The following is a 15,993-nucleotide window of genomic DNA, read 5'->3' on the forward strand; positions in this document are numbered from 1 at the left end:
CTCCTTGCGGGTTTGCTTGCGCTTGCCAGCGTACTCGGCGTCGGCGAAGGTCATCTGCTTCATCGGGAAACTCGGTGGGTGGGGTCGCGGTATTTTGCCAAATCAGAAAGTCTTTTTCAGAGTTTCCCTAGACGAAGAAAATCCTTTGGTTTGCTCATTTGGTTTACTTCCTAATGCTGACTAATGCGGTAGTTAATCTGGATCTATCTGACGTGCTACAGGGACGTCAGCGCGGGGGCGCGCGCACGCCGGCACAGGCGACGCGCTCGCTACGCTCGGCGTAGAGCTGTGCAGCCGTGCGCGCGCCAGAGAGCGTTAATGCTGTTACGGGGTCGGTGAATAACGTTGTCGGATCTTCCAGGCAGGTTTGTTCCTGGATGAAGGTCATCAGGTGGGGACGGTCAGGCGGCGGCGTGCTGATCCAGGCGAGGTAGAGCGCGAGGCTGGCCAGCGCGAGCAGGTGAGGAAGTTTGAGATCGGCGCGGCGCGCGAGGACGAATAACACCAAGGGCGCTGCCCTTGTCATCCCGCTCTCGCCGCCGAGGGCTCGGGAGCGTGGGGTGGAAAAGCTACCCCACACTCCCAGCGATAGGCTTTTCATAGTCGTGCAGGGTCAAGGGTGCGCTGCGCCCGTGCTTCCGTTCGACGGGACGGTGAAGCTGTCCCGACGAGCCGGGAGCGCGGCCCCTGACCTCCCGGCATTAGGGAGGGCAATGCGGTCCAGTACGTTGCCGGAACTATGCCGGTCGCGGTGCCGCATCACCCTGATGGTGAGTATGTCCATGAACGGGATCTCGCTCGGCGTGCGCCCGTCACTGGTGAAGCTCATGGCCATGAAGTAGGGATAATCCCAGACGCCTTCCTTCTCCAGCACCACGCCGACGATGTGCACGCAGCACCAGTACGGCGGCTCGTCTTCATCCATGTACAGCTCCATCAGCACGGACTCGCCGATGTAGGCCATTGCGGCTTGGGTATCCAGGGTGATGCCGGGCTTACGCATGGCTGTAGTCTCCTTCCTTGAACTCCTTTTTGCCTTTCTTCAGGTCGGCCCGCAGGCGCGCGAGGTTGACCATTCGGAAGTCGGCGAGGCGCATCGTCGGGATGGTGCCGGTGGCGGCCCAGTCGGCGGCCTCTTCTACAGATACGCCACTTGCAGCAGGGCCACGTTGACCATCGTGCGCTTGCCCACCTTCTGCGACGGCAGGTAGCCACGTTCCAACCAGGTGCGCACGACGATGGGTTCGTCGCCCATGCCGATCCACTCGGCGAACTTCGGCCACGGCATCAGGGGCGGGGCGCCGTGCAGCTTTTGCGGGTCAAGACCTTCCGTATCCATCAGCTTTACTCCACTATGTTCGGCAATTTTCCGACAGCCTGAGCAGTGCTCAGGTCAATAGTTACTTCAGGTCAATTATTGACTCGGCATAATGCCGAGTCAATAGTTACCTCGAACTAGTGGTTGCTTTTTTCTATATGGAAAGCTCAGCAGATAGAGCGCGCGTATTGATCAAGACGGTTGGCCCCAAGAGGCTGAGCCAGCTGAGCGACACGGATCACAGCCGTTGGCTGAACGTGAGCAAGGGAGCGGTGCGGGTGAGCACTGAAGAAATAGACGTACTGGTCAAGCTGTACCCGAAGTACGCCCTATGGTTGGCAAGCGGCCAGATCTCGCCCGGGATCGGCCAAACCAGCCCAGACTACGACGAAGCCAACCAAAGCTCGGAATAACCCAACCCGCAGTGAAACTGCTATGAGGATGCCAAAGGGAACTTGGGAAAATAGCTAGAGCAAGGAATATAAACATGAAGGAACAGTGGTTTGGTTATAGTTCAAATAAAAAAGTATTTGAACGGCTCGGCGCAAGATTGGATAGGTTCCTACACATAGCTAGCTCGGCTATAGGTACGATATTAATCGCAATCTCATCAATATTTCTTTCTAACTATACATTGGCAACCGAGATTGAAAATATAGCCGACGCAAAAGGCTTTCTAGTTTTTTTATATGAAAACCCTTGGCTGTACTTTATCAGCGGCGCTGTTTCTTTATTGCTTGGCGCAATCGGAATCAGTAAAGATCACAAAAATTTAAGCGAAAAGATCGGAGCCTTAACTCAGGCAAATCATGAGTTGAAGGGCGAGATTACTGACATTACCCGACTATCGGATAATCGCAGGGCTGAGCTGGACAAGCAAGCTGAGGATACGCATTCACTCAGAGGCGACATAGCAACTTTGCACGAGGAGCTCGTAAGGCAGTGGCTGATTAACTTTCCGACGCCAAAGGACAAGAAGTCCTACTGTAGAGTATCTCTATATTATTATTCCGAAAAAAGCTTCACGCTGCTGGCACGTTACTCTGAGAATCCGCGCTATAGCCGTATGCATAAGCAACGTTTTTCACAGAACGAAGGGGCCATTAGCAAGGCATGGCAGCATGGCGAGTGGATCGATAGCGATTGCCCTGACTACACTCAAGATGTAGAAGCATATTTGGCGCATCATAAAGAAATGTATCTCTTCGAACGTGAAAAGACCGTGAGCTTTACCATGAAGAGCTGCAGAATATTTGCATTAGCGGTAAAGGATGCTGGAATTAGAATTGGCGTAGTAGTTTTTGAAAGCGACAAATCAGACGCTTTAAATGCAAGAGTAATTAAAGAACTAAAAGAGCACTGCGCCAAATATGAAAGTAATATGGCAAAATTTATGAGGCAAGGAATGCTTTATGATCGAGCTCTCAACCTTCAACGGGCGCCCAGTGCGGCAATCGAACAAAATGACGTACTTAAGTCATTAAGGAGCGCAGCATGAATAAGGTTCAAGAAATAGCTGCTTATTTTTGCTCGCAATATCCGTACAAAGGAGAGCTTTCAAAAGCTCGCCTTACAAAACTTGTATATCTTGCTGATTGGTTTAGCGCTTTAGTAGACGACGCACAACTGACAGATATTGAATGGGTATTTAACCACTACGGCCCGTATGTTGATGATGTTGTTGACGAGACAAAGCGCCACGAAGATTTTGAAATAGAAGACGACTGGACAGCTTACGGATCGAGAAAACAGATAATTAAATATTACGGTGACACAAGCAGACTTTCTCTCAACAGAAGAGAAATTCAGATATTGGACGAAGTGATTAATAGAACGAAGCGCTTATACTTTAACGACTTTATTGATTACGTTTACTCAACCTACCCTGTGCAAGCCAAAGAGCGATACACAAAATTTAATCTGCCCGCTCTCGCCCGCGAGTACAAAGAAGAGCAAAACCTCTGACAGAAAGTGTCGAAAAACTGTCGAAATCAATGCCGACCAGAGCGGAGCAATGCAGCCAAGCTAGGTCGGCAGACCTAGCAAAGCTGAAGACAGCCGATTATTGCGCGCTAGAAAAACGAGTTCGACCCTCACTGCCTTCCGCCATTTCGACTCACACGCCGACTCCCAAACCCTCGACACCTACCCCGCGACAGCCCGCCCCACCTCGCAATATCAAAAAGCCATCGCGCTCCAGCGCGAAGCGCGTCACAATCGCGGTTTGTCTTTCCAGGGATAGGAGAGGTTTTGTGAGTGATCGGGCCGACGAACGCCGTGCATTGCACGCGCTGCGTGACCATATCGATTGCCTGCTGGCCGAAGGAGCGTCCGTTGTCGGTCGCGACCCGGTGCAGCTGAGTTTTCAGGGCCGGACGTTGACGGTACAGCACGGGATACTGCTCAACGAGAATGGCCATCAGGACCTGATCGAGACGCTTGCCGAGCTGGAGTGGACGAACAAGCGCACTCGCGATCTGGCCATCGATATCTGCATCCGCCAGCTGGACCATGCGATCAAGGCGAGCTGCTTCGACGCGCTGGAAAGCTCAAAGCCCGACAAGCCCTGAGAGGCCTGGCGCAACGCGGTGATGCTCTTTGCGCGGTGTGTGGGATGGCTACTGTCATCTACCGCGCTTCCAGTACCGCTACTTCCACTGCAACGCCTGCACATGGGCGTTGGCCGGGTCGAAGTTGTCCAGCCGCATACGTTCGGCGATGGCGGCTTCGGCGGCCTTGCCCAGCGGGAACTCCTCGCGCACGGCGCCCCAGTCTTCCGGCCTCAGGCGGACCAGCCAGCCATCACCGTAACAATCCTGATTGATCAGCGCCGGCCGCTCGAGTAGCGCTTCGTTGACGGCCAGCAGCTCACCGGCGAGGGGGCTGCGCGCTGAGGATGCGGCCTTGGCGAACTCGACCACACCGAAGCTGCGCTCGCGCTCGATACGGGCGCCGACGCGTTTGGGAGTGAAGGCGAATATCTGGCCGTAGAGTGCGCAGCCGTAGGCAGTCAGGCCAAGGGTGACACTGCCATCTACCTCTTCACGCAGCCACAGACTGTGCTCCGGCGCGTAACGCAGCGCGTCGGGGAAGTCGAGACCCTGCACATTCATAACGTCAGCACCCGGTCGTACTCGAGGATCATCTGCGCCAGCTCGCCGCCGCTGGAAATTTCGTCCAGTTCGGCGATCAGCGTGGCAGGGTCGACCTGTACGCCCGGCTGCCGGCACATCAGCAGGCGCGCGCCGGCCTGCTTGGCGTTGCGGATGAAGTGCAGTACCGGCTCGCCGCCTCCCACCGCGCGCAGCGATTCGACTACCTCGCGCCGCGCCAGCTGCACACCCTCGCCGGTGAGATAAAGGGTTACTTCGGCGTCCATGCAGGCCAACAGCGTGGCGATATGAAAAGGCGCGGCGCAGCGCGCCGGTGTGCTGGGGCCGCTGGCGACAAGGATCAGCACGCGTTGTGAATCGTTGTGTTCCATAAGCCCTCATGCGTAGCCCGTCGAGCTAAGCCGTCATATGCACGTTCGCCGTCGTTCGAACCATAGCGCGAAACTATCATCACCATAGCCTACAGTTCTGTATTGATGGTCTAGGATTTTCACGGATGCACTAAAAGGAGATGGAGCATGCTGGCGACATTGCTACCGGCCCTGAAAGAACTCGCCTTGCCGCTGAAGCTGCAACTGTGGGACGGCAAAGAGATCGACATCGGGCCCGCCCCCTGCGTCACCCTGGTTATCAAGGACCCGAACCTGGTAACCCGATTGGCGCAGCCGAGCCTGGTCGTGTTCGGTGCGGCCTACGTCGAAGGGCAGATCGACCTGCTCGGGCCGGTGCATGAGGTGATCCGCATCGGCGATGTGATCACCCGGGCGCTGGGCGAGGACGACTTTCCGCTGCCGTCACGCGAGGCGCACGACAAGACGACCGACGCAGAAGCCATTTCCTATCACTACGACCTGTCCAACGATTTCTACCGGCTCTGGCTGGACAAGGACATGGTCTATTCCTGCGCCTATTTCGAAACCGGCAGCGAGGACCTCGAGCAGGCGCAGCAGGCCAAGCTGCGCCACCTGTGCCGCAAGCTGCGGCTCAAGCCAGGCGAACGTCTGCTGGATGTCGGCTGCGGCTGGGGTGGCCTGGCTCGCTACGCCGCACGACAGTTCGGCGCGAAGGTATTCGGCATCACCCTCAGCCGCGAACAGCTCGAGCTGGCGCGCGAACGGGTAGCCGCCGAAGGCCTGGAAAAGCAGATCACCCTAGAGCTGATGGACTATCGCGATCTGCCGCAGGATGGCCGTTTCGACAAGGTCGTCAGCGTCGGCATGTTCGAGCATGTCGGCCACGCCAACCTGCCGCTGTACTGCCAGCGCCTGTTCGACGCCGTGCGCCCGGGCGGGCTGGTGATGAACCACGGCATCACCGCCCGACACATCGACGGCCGCCCGGTCGGGCACGGTGCGGGCGAGTTCATCGACCGCTACGTATTCCCCCACGGCGAACTACCGCATCTGGTGAACATCAGCAGCTGCATCAGCGAGGCCGGGCTGGAAATCGTCGATGTGGAAAGCCTGCGCCTGCACTACGCGCGCACGCTGGACTTCTGGAGTGAGCGGCTGGAAGCGCAGCTGGAGCAGGCAAAACAGATGGTCCCCGAACGCGCGTTGCGCATCTGGCGCCTCTATCTGGCCGGTTGCGCCTACGGCTTCCGCCACAACTGGATCAACCTGCACCAGATCCTCGCCAGCAAGCCGCTGGCGGATGGCTCCCACGAGCTGCCGTGGAGTCGGGCGGACCTTTATAGCTGACTGCCGCCGCGCCCGGGACGGGGGGGCGCAGCGGATAGCGATCAGCGCAGCAACAGCAGCGGCGTCGAGGTGGTGCGGATCATGTTGGTGGTGGTGCTGCCAACGAAGAACTGGCGAATGCGCGAGTGCCCGTAGGCGCCCATCACCAGCAGGTCGATACCGTGCTCGGCCTGATAGGCATGCAGGGTCGGCTCGACTTCACCGGCACGAATGGCGATTTCCACGTTGAAGCCGGCGGCGGTCAGCACGCCACGGGCATTTTCCAGCTGCGCCTGGTTGTCGGCGGTGTCCGCCGCGACCATCACCAGATGAATCGGCATGTCCTTGAACAGCGGGCTGCCGGCGAGCATCTCCACACCCTTGCGGCTGGTGGCGCTGCCGTCGAAGGCGAGCATCACGCTTTGCGGTTCGCTGAAATCGCCAGGGGCAACCAAGATCGGCCGCTGCATGGTGCGGATGACGTTTTCCAGCTGGCTACCGATGTGTTGGATGGCGTCGCCGCTGTCCTCGCCCTGGCGGCCAATGACCAGCAGGCGCGTCTCGCTTTGCAGATCACGCAGGGATTCGACCAGATCACCGTGGCGCTGCCGGCACTCGGGCTGGGCGACGCCGGCGGAGATCGCCCGCTGGCGTGCCGAATCGAGCATCATCCGGCCCTCTTCCAGCGCCAGCTTGGCGCGCTTCTCGTCCAGCGTCGCCAGTTCCTGCAGGAGGAATTCACGGCTGCCGAGGCCAATGATGCCGCTCAGGTCGCCCGACACCGGATACTGCTGGCGGTCGAGCACATGCAGCAGCGTCAGGGGCGCGTCCAGGCGCTTGCTGGCCCAGGCCGAATAGTCGCAAACCGCCGCAGCCTGCGGTGATCCGTCGATACACGCCATTACATGGGTCATTGTTGTTCTCCTGGTCAGTGGCTCATGAGCTTGTCGATGGCCTCGGGTTTGTCATGCACACCGAAGCGGTCGACGATGGTGGCGCTGGCTTCGTTCAGACCCAGCACTTCGACCTCGGTGCCTTCGCGGCGGAACTTGATGACCACCTTGTCCAGCGCCGCCACGGCAGTGATGTCCCAGAAATGTGCGCGGGACAGGTCGATGGTGACCTTGCCGAGCGCTTCCTTGAAATCGAACGCACCGGTGAACTTGTCCGATGAGCTGAAGAATACCTGCCCGATGACCTTGTAGGTGCGCTGATTGCCGGTGGCGTCCAGCTCCGAGCCGATGTGCAGGTAGTGGCCGACCTTGTTGGCAAAGAACATCGCCGCCAGCAGCACGCCCGCCAGAACACCGTAGGCCAGGTTGTGAGTGAAGACCACCACCACCACGGTGACGACCATGACGATGTTGGTGGAAAGCGGATAGCGCTTGAGGTTGCGCAGCGAATCCCAGCTGAAGGTGCCGATCGACACCATGATCATCACCGCTACCAGCGCGGCCATGGGGATCTGCCCGACCCAATCGCTGAGGAACACCACCATCAGCAACAGCACCACGCCGGCGATCAGCGTCGACAGGCGGGTACGGCCGCCGGATTTCACGTTGATCACCGACTGGCCGATCATCGCGCAGCCGGCCATGCCGCCGAACAGGCCGGAGACGATGTTGGAAACGCCCTGCCCTTTGCATTCGCGGTTCTTGTCGCTGGAGGTGTCGGTGAGGTCGTCGACGATGGTCGCGGTCATCAGCGATTCGAGCAGGCCGACCACCGCCAGCGCGGCGGAATACGGAAAGATGATCGCCAAGGTTTCGAAGGTCAGCGGCACTTCCGGCCAGAGGAAGACCGGCAGCGTGTCGGGCAGGTCGCCCATGTCGGCGACGGTGCGGATATCCAGACCGAGGAACATGGCCACGGCGGTCAGGCTGAGAATGCACACCAGTGGCGAGGGGATGACCCTGCCGAGCTTCGGCACATAGGGAAACAGGTAGATGATGCCCAGGCCCGCAGCGGTCATGGCGTAGACGTGCCAGGTGACGTTGGTCAGCTCCGGCAGCTGCGCCATGAAGATCAGGATCGCCAGTGCATTGACGAAGCCGGTGACCACCGAGCGTGAGACGAAGCGCATCAGCGAGCCGAGGCGCAGATAGCCGGCGCCGATCTGCAGCAGGCCGCAGAGCAACGTCGCCGCCAGCAGGTACTGCAGGCCGTGCTCGCGCACCAGCGTCACCATCAGCAGCGCCATCGCACCGGTGGCCGCGGAGATCATCCCCGGGCGGCCGCCGACGAAAGCGATCACCACGGCGATACAGAAGGAGGCGTACAGGCCGACCCGCGGATCGACCCCGGCGATGATGGAGAAGGCAATGGCTTCGGGAATCAGCGCCAGCGCGACGACGAGGCCGGACAGCACATCGCCGCGGATATTGGAGAACCAGTTTTGTTTGATCGATTGCAGCATCGGACTATCCAGAGCAAAAGCACCACCATGCAGACCACGGGCGGCCGGCAGCGATACAAGGCGAGTTTTTTGGTGTGATTGATTCGGCTGTCAGTCGACGAAACGCACGGACAGCGGCGTACGACCGCCCCATGACAGGCAGTCGCAAAGTGACGCGAGGGGGCGGAGCGCTATGGCGGACTAGGCAGCCAGGTCATGGGCATCAGGAGCTCTTTTCTGAGCGACTCGCCGCGCGAGCCGCGTTCGGGGGGCGACATTCTAGTCGCATGGCCCCGGTTTTACGACCGCCAATCTAGGTCCAGAGCGCATCGAGGTTGGTGAAGCCCCAGGCGGCGGGGTCTTCGCGGCCGACGATGCGGTCGCTACACTGCGGATTGGACAGGTCCATTTCCACCGGGACGATAGTTGCGCGGGCGCGTGTGGAATAGAACAGCTTCACGCGCGGCGCCGTCAGCTGCTGCGGGTGATGCTCGGTCACCACGCCCAGCCGCCCCGATTGCAGCCGCACCAGCGAGCCCAATGGATAGATGCCCACCGTGCGCACGAAGGCATGCAGCAGCTGGGTATCGAAATGCCCGTGCCACTGCGCCATGCGCGCCAGCGAACCGGACGCGTCCCAGGCCGTCTTGTACGGGCGGTTCGAGGTGATGGCGTCATACACGTCGCAGATCGCCCCCATGCGCGCCAACCGGCTGATCTGCTCGCCCGCCAGCCGGTGCGGATAACCGGTGCCGTTCACCTTTTCATGGTGATGCAGGCAGACATCCAGCACTGCATCGGACACCGCGGTCTGCGCCGCCAGCAACATGGCGTGTCCGCGCTCGGGGTGGCTGCGCATGACCGTGTATTCGTCATCGCTGAGCTTGCCGGGTTTGTTCAGCACATCCAGCGGCATGGCCATCTTGCCGATGTCGTGCAGCAGCCCGGCCATGCCGGCCTCGTGCACCTGGTCTTCGGGCAGCCCGAGCTGACGTGCCAGCGCCACCATCAGCGCGCAGACCGCCACCGAGTGCATGTAGGTGTATTCGTCCTTGGTCTTCAGCCGCGCCAGGCTGAGCAATGCCGAGCCGTTGCGCGCCAGGGAGGCGGAAATCTGTTCCACCAGCGGCTGACACTGCTGTGGATCGACGGCTTTGCCGAGCCGCGCCTCGTTGAACAGCAAGGTGACCTGCTCCCTGGAGCGCTTGAGCAGCGCGGTGGCGTGCTGCATTTCCTCCCTGGCGCTGCACTGCTGCGCTGGCGGGGTGACGGAAATCGACACGACGGGGACGGTGTCAGCCCCGAGGAGCGGGGCCTCTGCCGCCGGCGGCGTTGCCATCTCCACATCGACGCCCTTGCCCGCATCGATCCAGACGGCCTTGATACCACTGGCGTGCAGCGCTTGCAGGTCAGCGGGATCGGTCAGCAGAAACTTGCTGCGCCAGAACGGATGGTCGAACCAGCTGCCCTCCAGCGCGTGTACGTACATGCCGAAGCGCAATTGGCTGACAAGGACTTTTCTAAGCAAGGCTGACCTCGACTGAATGGAGCGGCCAGGCCGTTCCGTACCAGCGATCCCTGCTGAAATTGAAGGTAACCCCCGCAGTATATGTGTGATGGCACATTGCCTCCACAGCACCAGATCACGACTTTGGTGCTACGCCGCGCCCCGGCAATGCACCATGTGCGCTGGCTATCGCTTACCATCGGCGCGTCCCGTCGCGAGCGCCATCATGCCTGCCCTGCCCAACCGCCTGCGTGTAACCCTGATCGTTGCGCTGATACTCGTCGGCCTGCTGCTGAGCATGCACTGGGCCGGGCGTCTGGCCGAACAACGCGCCTGGGCCGAGCGCAGTCAGGAGTCCCAGGGCCAGCTTGAACTCTATGCGCAGGCGATCCATACCCAGGTCGAGCGCTTCCGCTCGGTGCCGGCATTGCTGGCGCTGGACAGCGACATCCAGGGGCTCCTTGCCGACCCGGGCAACCGTGCCTTGCGCCGCGAACTGAACCAGCGCCTGGAGCAGCAGAACCACGCCGCCGGGTCCTCGGTGCTGTACCTGCTCGACCGCAACGGCGAAACCATCGCCGCCAGCAACTGGCGCGACTGGAGCAGCTTCGTCGGCAACAACTACGCCTTCCGCCCGTACTTTCGCGATGCCGTAGCCCATGACAGCGGGCGTTATTTCGCGGTCGGCGTCACCACCGGGATTCCCGGCTATTTCCTCTCCAGCTCGGTGAAGAGCGCCACCGGCGAAGTGCTTGGCGTGCTGGTGGTCAAGCTGGAGCTGGAAGACATGCAGCGCGACTGGGTCGGCCAGCCAGGCATCCTGCTGATCGCCGATTCGCTGGATATCGTCATTCTCACCAACCGCCCGGCCTGGCGCTTCCGCTACCTGCGGCCGCTGAGCGACGAGGTGCGCAGCCGCCTGGTCGATGTGCGCCGCTATGCCGAGCAGACCCTGCAGCCGTTGCAGAGCAGCCGCGTGCAACAACTTTCCGAGAGCAGCGAGCGGCGTCTGGTGGATGGCCCGGACGGCCGCCGCGAGTACCTCTGGCAACGCCTGGCACTGCCCGAGGAAGACTGGACGCTGCACCTGCTGCACGATCCGCAGATGGTCGTCGCCAGCGTGCGCAGCTACCGCCTGGCCGCGGCCGGGGTGTGGATGACCCTCGCCTTCCTGCTGCTCTACCTGGCGCAGCGGCGCAAGACGCGGCGCGTGGAAATGCGCAGCCGCAGCGAACTGGAACATCTGGTGCACGAGCGCACCCGCGAGCTGCACACCGCCCAGGACGAGCTGGTGCATGCCGCGCGCATGGCCGCGCTGGGGCAGATGTCTGCCGCCCTCGCTCATGAGATCAACCAGCCGCTGACGGCGCTGCGCATGCAGCTCGCCAGTTTGCGTCTGCTGCTCGACAGCGGCCGCGACGGCGAGGTGCGCGAAGGCCTCGGGCATGTCGAAGGCCTGCTCGAACGCATGGCGGCACTGACCGGTCATCTGAAGACCTTTGCCCGCAAGAGCCCGGCCGGGCTGCGCCAGCGCCTGAGCCTGGCCGAGGTACTGGAGCAGGCCCTGCAGCTGCTGTCGCCACGCATTCGCAGCGAGCAGGTCGAGGTGTTCCGCCAGGTCCCGGCCGAAGCCATGGTCAGTGGCGATGCCATCCGCCTCGAGCAGGTGCTGATCAATCTGCTGCACAACGCGCTGGATGCCATGGCCGGACGTCCGCAACGCCGCCTGCGCATTCTTTGTCAGCTCAACGGCGACAGCTGGCAGCTCAGCGTCGGCGACAACGGTGGCGGTATCGCCAGCGAGCATCTGGATCAGGTGTTCGAGCCGTTCTTCACCACCAAACCGGTCGGCCAGGGCCTCGGCCTTGGGCTGGCGGTGTCCTACGGCATCGTCCGTGACATGGGCGGCACGCTGGAAGTCAGCAACGACGAGCACGGCGCGGTGTTCACCCTTACGCTGCCGGCTGTCGAAGGACACGCCGCCGAGTAAACTGCCACGACGCGACCGCGAGGAGCAGGCAATGAGCGGGCAGGTAATCTTCATCGACGACGAGGCGGCGATCCGCCAGGCCGTGCAGCAGTGGCTGGAGCTGTCCGGCTTTCAGGTGCGCACCTTCTCCCGCGCCCGCGAGGCGCTGACGGCGCTGGATCGGGACTTTCCCGGCGTGCTGATCAGCGACGTGCGCATGCCCGATCTCGATGGCCTCGGCCTGCTCGAACAGCTGGTGGCGCTGGACGCCGACCTGCCGGTGATCATGGTCACCGGCCACGGCGACGTGCCCATGGCGGTGCAGGCGCTGCGCCAGGGCGCCTACGACTTCATCGAGAAGCCCTTCACCCCCGAACGCCTGCTCGACAGCGTGCGCCGCGCCATGGACAAGCGCCGGCTGGTCTGCGAGAACCGTCAGCTGCGCGAGCAGTTCGCCCGCAAGGGGCGTATCGAGTCGCAGCTGCTGGGCGTGTCCCGTGCCATGGATAACCTGCGACGCCAGGTGCTGGAGCTGGCCGGGACCGACGTCAACGTGCTGATCCGCGGCGAAACCGGCAGCGGCAAGGAGCAGGTCGCGCGCTGCCTGCACGACTTCAGCCCACGCGCCGGTGGGCCGTTCGTGGCGCTGAACTGCGCGGCGATCCCGGAAACCATCTTCGAAAGCGAGCTGTTCGGTCACGAGAGCGGCGCCTTTACCGGCGCCCAAGGCAAGCGCATCGGTCGCATCGAGCACGCCGCCGGCGGCACGTTGTTCCTCGACGAGATCGAAAGCATGCCGCTGGCGCAACAGGTCAAGCTGCTGCGCGTGCTGCAGGAAAAGACCCTGGAACGGCTAGGTTCGAACCGCAGCATCGAGGTCGACCTGCGGGTGATCAGCGCGGCCAAGCCGGACCTGCTGGAAGAGGTGCGCGGCGGCCGCTTCCGCGAGGACCTGCTGTACCGGCTGAACGTCGCCGAGCTGCATATCCCGCCACTGCGCGAGCGCCGCGAGGATATCCCGCTGCTGTTCGAACACTTCGCCAGCCAGGCCGCCCAGCGCCACGGCCGCGCCGCTCCGCCGGTGACACCCGGCGAACTGACGCAGCTGCTCGCCCATGACTGGCCAGGCAACGTGCGCGAACTGATCAACGCCGCCGAACGCCACGCCCTCGGCCTCAGCGCCCCAGCCCCGGCGAGCAGCGGTGGCCAGTCGCTGGCCGAACAGATGGAAGCCTTCGAGGCGCAATGCCTGCACAACGCCCTGCAGCAATGCAAAGGCAACATCACCGAGGTCATGACCCAGCTGCAGCTGCCGCGCCGCACCCTCAACGAGAAGATGCAGCGCCATGGGCTGAGCCGCAGCGATTACTTGCCGGCAGGCAGTGCGGATAGCTGAGCGATCGGCCCGAGACGCTGAGCTTCGCGCAGCATCGGAACGCTCAGCGCAACTGCCACATCGGAGCGGACCTGCAGGCTTTCGGCGCAAACCGAGAGAGCGGCAGGCCGTGAAGCCTTTTGCGCAGGCGGAACGCTTTGCCCACGCTGGAGCCACCATCGACTGATTTATCGAGCCCTTCGCGACCGCTTCTACACCGGTTTGAGGCGCACCATCGGCAAGACATTCGGCAAGCGCCTGAGAAGGTTCGATCACCCGCCCAGGCTAGCCAGTTGCCTCTGCAGAAAACGCCGTTCCGGCTCCAGCTGCACCAGGCGCAGCGCCCTGCGATAGGCCTCACGCGCTTCGTCTGTACGTGCCAGGCGACGCAGCAGATCGGCACGTGTCGCATGGCTGAGGTGATAGTCCTGCAGATCACCACGCTCCAGCAGTTGATCCACCAACAGCAGACCGGCCTCGGCACCGTCACGCATGGCCACGGCCACCGCACGGTTCAACTCGACCACCGGCGACGGGCTCAGCTGCAGCAGCACATCGTAAAGCCGCACGATCTGCGCCCAGTCGGTCTGCGCGGCACTCGGCGCTTCGGCATGCACGGCGACGATAGCGGCCTGCAGCGCGTAGGCGCCGAACGCGCGACTGGTCAGCGCCAACTGCACCAGCTGCGCTCCCTCGGCGATCTGCGGCCGGTTCCACAGGCTGCGGTCCTGTTCGTCCAGCCGCACCAGCTCGCCGCTTGCATCGGTACGTGCAGCCCGGCGGGCATCGTGCAGCAGCATCAGCGCCAGCAGCCCCATCACTTCCGCGTTGGGCAGCAATTCGAGCAGCAAGCGGCCCAGCCGAATCGCCTCGGCACAAAGATCGGCGCGGGTCAGCTCGCCGCCGGCCGATGCCGTATAGCCCTCGTTGAACACCAGATAGACCACCCGCAGCACGCTCTCCAGGCGCGCCGGCAGCTCGTCGCGCTCGGGCACGCGATACGGCAGCTGGGCGTCACGGATCTTCGCCTTGGCGCGCACGATACGCTGGGCAATGGTGGCCGGTGGAGCGAGAAAGGCGCGGGCAATTTCCTCGGTGGTCAGGTCGCAGACCTCACGCAGTGTCAGCGCCACGCGACCATCGGCCGGCAGGGCGGGATGGCAGCAAGTGAAGATCAGCCGCAGGCGATCGTCTTCCATCTCGTCCACCTCCGCTGCCTCGACTGCGTCTTCCAGCTGTTCGGCCAGCAGCCGCAACGAGGCATCGAAGCGCGCCCGCCGGCGCAGGGCATCGATGGCCTTGAAGCGACCGGTGGACACCAGCCAGGCGCGCGGATTGTCCGGTACGCCGTCGCGCGGCCACTGCTGCAAGGCCGCGGCGAAGGCATCGTGCAAGGCCTCTTCGGCACGATCGAAATCGCCCAGCAGACGGATCAGCGTGGCCAGCACGCGGCGCGATTCGCTGCGATAGACCGCTTCGACCCGCGCCGCAGTGAAATGCCCGGTCAGCGGCATGCTCAGCGCTGCGGCAGCTGGCGCAACGGTCGGATCTCGACGCAGCCAAGGCTGGCCGGCGGGATCTTCGCCGCGATAGCCTCAGCCTCGCGCATGTCGGCCGCCTCGATCAGGTAAAAGCCCGCCAGCTGCTCGCGGGTTTCGGCGAATGGGCCGTCGACCACCGAGGTGACCCCGTCACGCACGCGCACCGTGCGCGCGGTACGCACCGACTGCAGCGGTTCGCCGGCGAGCATGTGGCCGCTGGCACGCAACTCTTCAGCGCAACTCAGGCAACGCGCGACCAGCGCATGCCACTGCTCATCGGTCATCGCATCCACACGCTGTTCGTCGTAATAGATCAGGCACAGGTAGTTCATGGCGGGGCTCCGTCTGCCGGCAACGCAGCAAAGCTAGCAGCCGATGACGAAGTGCGCCCGATCAGGCGACGAAGATTGCCAGCCAGCCTCACCCGGCCTGTTGCTGCGACGGAGCCTGATCCATGCACACCTGGCCGGTCTGCATGTCGAACGGCATCGAGAAATGCTCATGGATCACCTTCCATTCGCCACCCCGCCGCGCCCATACCCTGGTGCCGCGCATCCAGGCGGCCTGCATCTCGCCTTCGGCATTGGGTCCGCCACAGTGGGTGAGCATGCGGCTACAGGCCAGCTCACCGCCAACATCCACATGCAGTTCATGGCTCTCGAAAAAGCCTTCGCCCTGGCAGAACTCGAAGCAGCGCTGCCAGTGCGCCCGGTACTCGTCAACGCCCTTGAATTGCAGCGCGCCAACCGCATCGAAGGCCACTAAGTCGTCGGCGTACTGCGCCATGATCCGGTCGAGATCCTTGGCCTTGGTGGCCTGTTCGAACGTTTCATGCAGCTGGCGAATGGCGAGTTCGTCTTGGTGGGTTTCGCTGTTCATGTCCGTCTCCTGACATCTGATTGAATGGGGGTTCACCAACTAGTCGTCCGGCGTTTCCCTCAATCGACAGACCGGAACAATCTTTTTTTGCAAAGACGCTTGGGAACGACAGGCCGCGCGCCAGACAGCCAGGACGGTTGGCGCGCCAATGCGGCACGGTACCGCCAGACGGAATAATGTTGCGAAGCGTTATCTTTTAGATACGATAGTGGCTCTC

General features: G+C 62.2%; 18 protein-coding genes. 7 read left to right on the plus strand and 11 right to left on the minus strand.

From position 1 onward, the window contains the following. Nucleotides 1–226: 226 nt before the first annotated feature. From BHD08_RS17185 to BHD08_RS17195, 3 genes are all read right to left on the minus strand, one after another. Nucleotides 227–505, minus strand: coding sequence for a hypothetical protein (locus BHD08_RS17185; protein WP_256678728.1), 279 nt, complete (start codon nt 503–505; stop codon nt 227–229). Between the two features lie 108 nt (nt 506–613). Further along, entirely contained in the window at nt 614–1,003 is a 390-nt protein-coding gene (locus BHD08_RS22975) for a hypothetical protein (RefSeq protein ID WP_160128670.1), read from the minus strand. A gap of 135 nt (nt 1,004–1,138) precedes the next feature. Beyond that, on the minus strand, nt 1,139–1,339 hold the full coding sequence (locus BHD08_RS17195) for a DNA-binding protein (protein ID WP_125023769.1): 201 nt from the start codon (nt 1,337–1,339) through the stop codon (nt 1,139–1,141). Between the two features lie 167 nt (nt 1,340–1,506). Here BHD08_RS17195 and BHD08_RS17200 point away from each other — a divergent pair, with 167 nt between their 5' ends. The 4 genes from BHD08_RS17200 (at nt 1,507) to BHD08_RS17215 (ending at nt 3,888) form a co-directional block, all read left to right on the plus strand. After that, nucleotides 1,507–1,731: a DNA-binding protein gene (locus BHD08_RS17200; protein WP_125023771.1), complete on the plus strand. Its 225-nt coding sequence runs from the start codon at nt 1,507–1,509 to the stop codon at nt 1,729–1,731. 74 nt (nt 1,732–1,805) lie between these two features. After that, nucleotides 1,806–2,816 carry a hypothetical protein gene (locus tag BHD08_RS17205; protein ID WP_125023773.1) on the plus strand — a complete coding sequence of 337 codons (1,011 nt, stop codon included), beginning with the start codon at nt 1,806–1,808 and terminating at the stop codon, nt 2,814–2,816. After that, nucleotides 2,813–3,283, plus strand: a complete 471-nt coding sequence (locus BHD08_RS17210) for a Panacea domain-containing protein (RefSeq protein ID WP_125023775.1) — start codon at nt 2,813–2,815, stop codon at nt 3,281–3,283. The genes BHD08_RS17205 and BHD08_RS17210 overlap by 4 nt, the downstream gene beginning before the upstream one ends. A gap of 287 nt (nt 3,284–3,570) precedes the next feature. Next, complete coding sequence (locus tag BHD08_RS17215; protein ID WP_125023777.1) at nt 3,571–3,888, plus strand: hypothetical protein; 318 nt, start codon at nt 3,571–3,573, stop codon at nt 3,886–3,888. A 78-nt stretch (nt 3,889–3,966) separates the two neighbouring features. On the opposite strand, the gene BHD08_RS17220 is transcribed toward BHD08_RS17215, so the two are convergent. Both BHD08_RS17220 and BHD08_RS17225 read right to left on the minus strand, forming a co-directional pair. Then, nucleotides 3,967–4,431 (minus strand): glycine cleavage system protein H, encoded by a 465-nt coding sequence (locus BHD08_RS17220; RefSeq protein WP_015278757.1) that lies wholly within the window; start codon nt 4,429–4,431, stop codon nt 3,967–3,969. Further along, complete coding sequence (locus BHD08_RS17225) at nt 4,428–4,802, minus strand: DsrE family protein (RefSeq protein WP_125023779.1); 375 nt, start codon at nt 4,800–4,802, stop codon at nt 4,428–4,430. The genes BHD08_RS17220 and BHD08_RS17225 overlap by 4 nt, the downstream gene beginning before the upstream one ends. A 147-nt stretch (nt 4,803–4,949) precedes the next feature. Here BHD08_RS17225 and cfaB point away from each other — a divergent pair, with 147 nt between their 5' ends. Next, nucleotides 4,950–6,131 (plus strand): C17 cyclopropane fatty acid synthase CfaB, encoded by a 1,182-nt coding sequence (gene cfaB / locus BHD08_RS17230; RefSeq protein WP_125023781.1) that lies wholly within the window; start codon nt 4,950–4,952, stop codon nt 6,129–6,131. A gap of 41 nt (nt 6,132–6,172) precedes the next feature. Here the strand turns inward: cfaB and BHD08_RS17235 are convergent, their stop codons facing one another. The 3 genes from BHD08_RS17235 to BHD08_RS17245 all read right to left on the minus strand — a co-directional run bounded on the left by BHD08_RS17235 (nt 6,173) and on the right by BHD08_RS17245 (nt 10,033). Further along, a complete protein-coding gene (locus BHD08_RS17235) occupies nt 6,173–7,024 on the minus strand; it encodes a universal stress protein (protein ID WP_015278760.1) in 852 nt (283 codons plus the stop codon). A 14-nt stretch (nt 7,025–7,038) separates the two neighbouring features. Then, nucleotides 7,039–8,526, minus strand: coding sequence for a SulP family inorganic anion transporter (locus BHD08_RS17240; protein WP_125023783.1), 1,488 nt, complete (start codon nt 8,524–8,526; stop codon nt 7,039–7,041). A 292-nt stretch (nt 8,527–8,818) separates the two neighbouring features. Further along, nucleotides 8,819–10,033 carry an HD-GYP domain-containing protein gene (locus BHD08_RS17245; protein ID WP_125023785.1) on the minus strand — a complete coding sequence of 405 codons (1,215 nt, stop codon included), beginning with the start codon at nt 10,031–10,033 and terminating at the stop codon, nt 8,819–8,821. A gap of 205 nt (nt 10,034–10,238) precedes the next feature. Between BHD08_RS17245 and BHD08_RS17250 the strand changes: the two genes are divergently transcribed. Both BHD08_RS17250 and BHD08_RS17255 read left to right on the plus strand, forming a co-directional pair. Beyond that, nucleotides 10,239–12,002 carry an ATP-binding protein gene (locus tag BHD08_RS17250; RefSeq protein ID WP_125023787.1) on the plus strand — a complete coding sequence of 588 codons (1,764 nt, stop codon included), beginning with the start codon at nt 10,239–10,241 and terminating at the stop codon, nt 12,000–12,002. Between the two features lie 31 nt (nt 12,003–12,033). Then, a complete protein-coding gene (locus BHD08_RS17255; RefSeq protein WP_015278764.1) occupies nt 12,034–13,377 on the plus strand; it encodes a sigma-54 dependent transcriptional regulator in 1,344 nt (447 codons plus the stop codon). 251 nt (nt 13,378–13,628) lie between these two features. Here the strand turns inward: BHD08_RS17255 and BHD08_RS17260 are convergent, their stop codons facing one another. The 3 genes from BHD08_RS17260 to BHD08_RS17270 all read right to left on the minus strand — a co-directional run bounded on the left by BHD08_RS17260 (nt 13,629) and on the right by BHD08_RS17270 (nt 15,776). Further along, nucleotides 13,629–14,870 carry an RNA polymerase sigma factor gene (locus BHD08_RS17260; RefSeq protein WP_125023789.1) on the minus strand — a complete coding sequence of 414 codons (1,242 nt, stop codon included), beginning with the start codon at nt 14,868–14,870 and terminating at the stop codon, nt 13,629–13,631. A 2-nt stretch (nt 14,871–14,872) separates the two neighbouring features. Further along, the gene (locus BHD08_RS17265; RefSeq protein WP_125023791.1) at nt 14,873–15,229 is read right to left on the minus strand and encodes a YciI family protein; all 357 of its coding nucleotides are present in this window, start codon (nt 15,227–15,229) and stop codon (nt 14,873–14,875) included. A gap of 88 nt (nt 15,230–15,317) precedes the next feature. Next, nucleotides 15,318–15,776: a nuclear transport factor 2 family protein gene (locus tag BHD08_RS17270; RefSeq protein ID WP_125023794.1), complete on the minus strand. Its 459-nt coding sequence runs from the start codon at nt 15,774–15,776 to the stop codon at nt 15,318–15,320. Between the last annotated feature and the right edge of the window lie 217 nt (nt 15,777–15,993).

This window comes from Pseudomonas sp. SCT (assembly GCF_003864275.1).
Lineage (GTDB): Bacteria > Pseudomonadota > Gammaproteobacteria > Pseudomonadales > Pseudomonadaceae > Stutzerimonas > Stutzerimonas stutzeri_AE.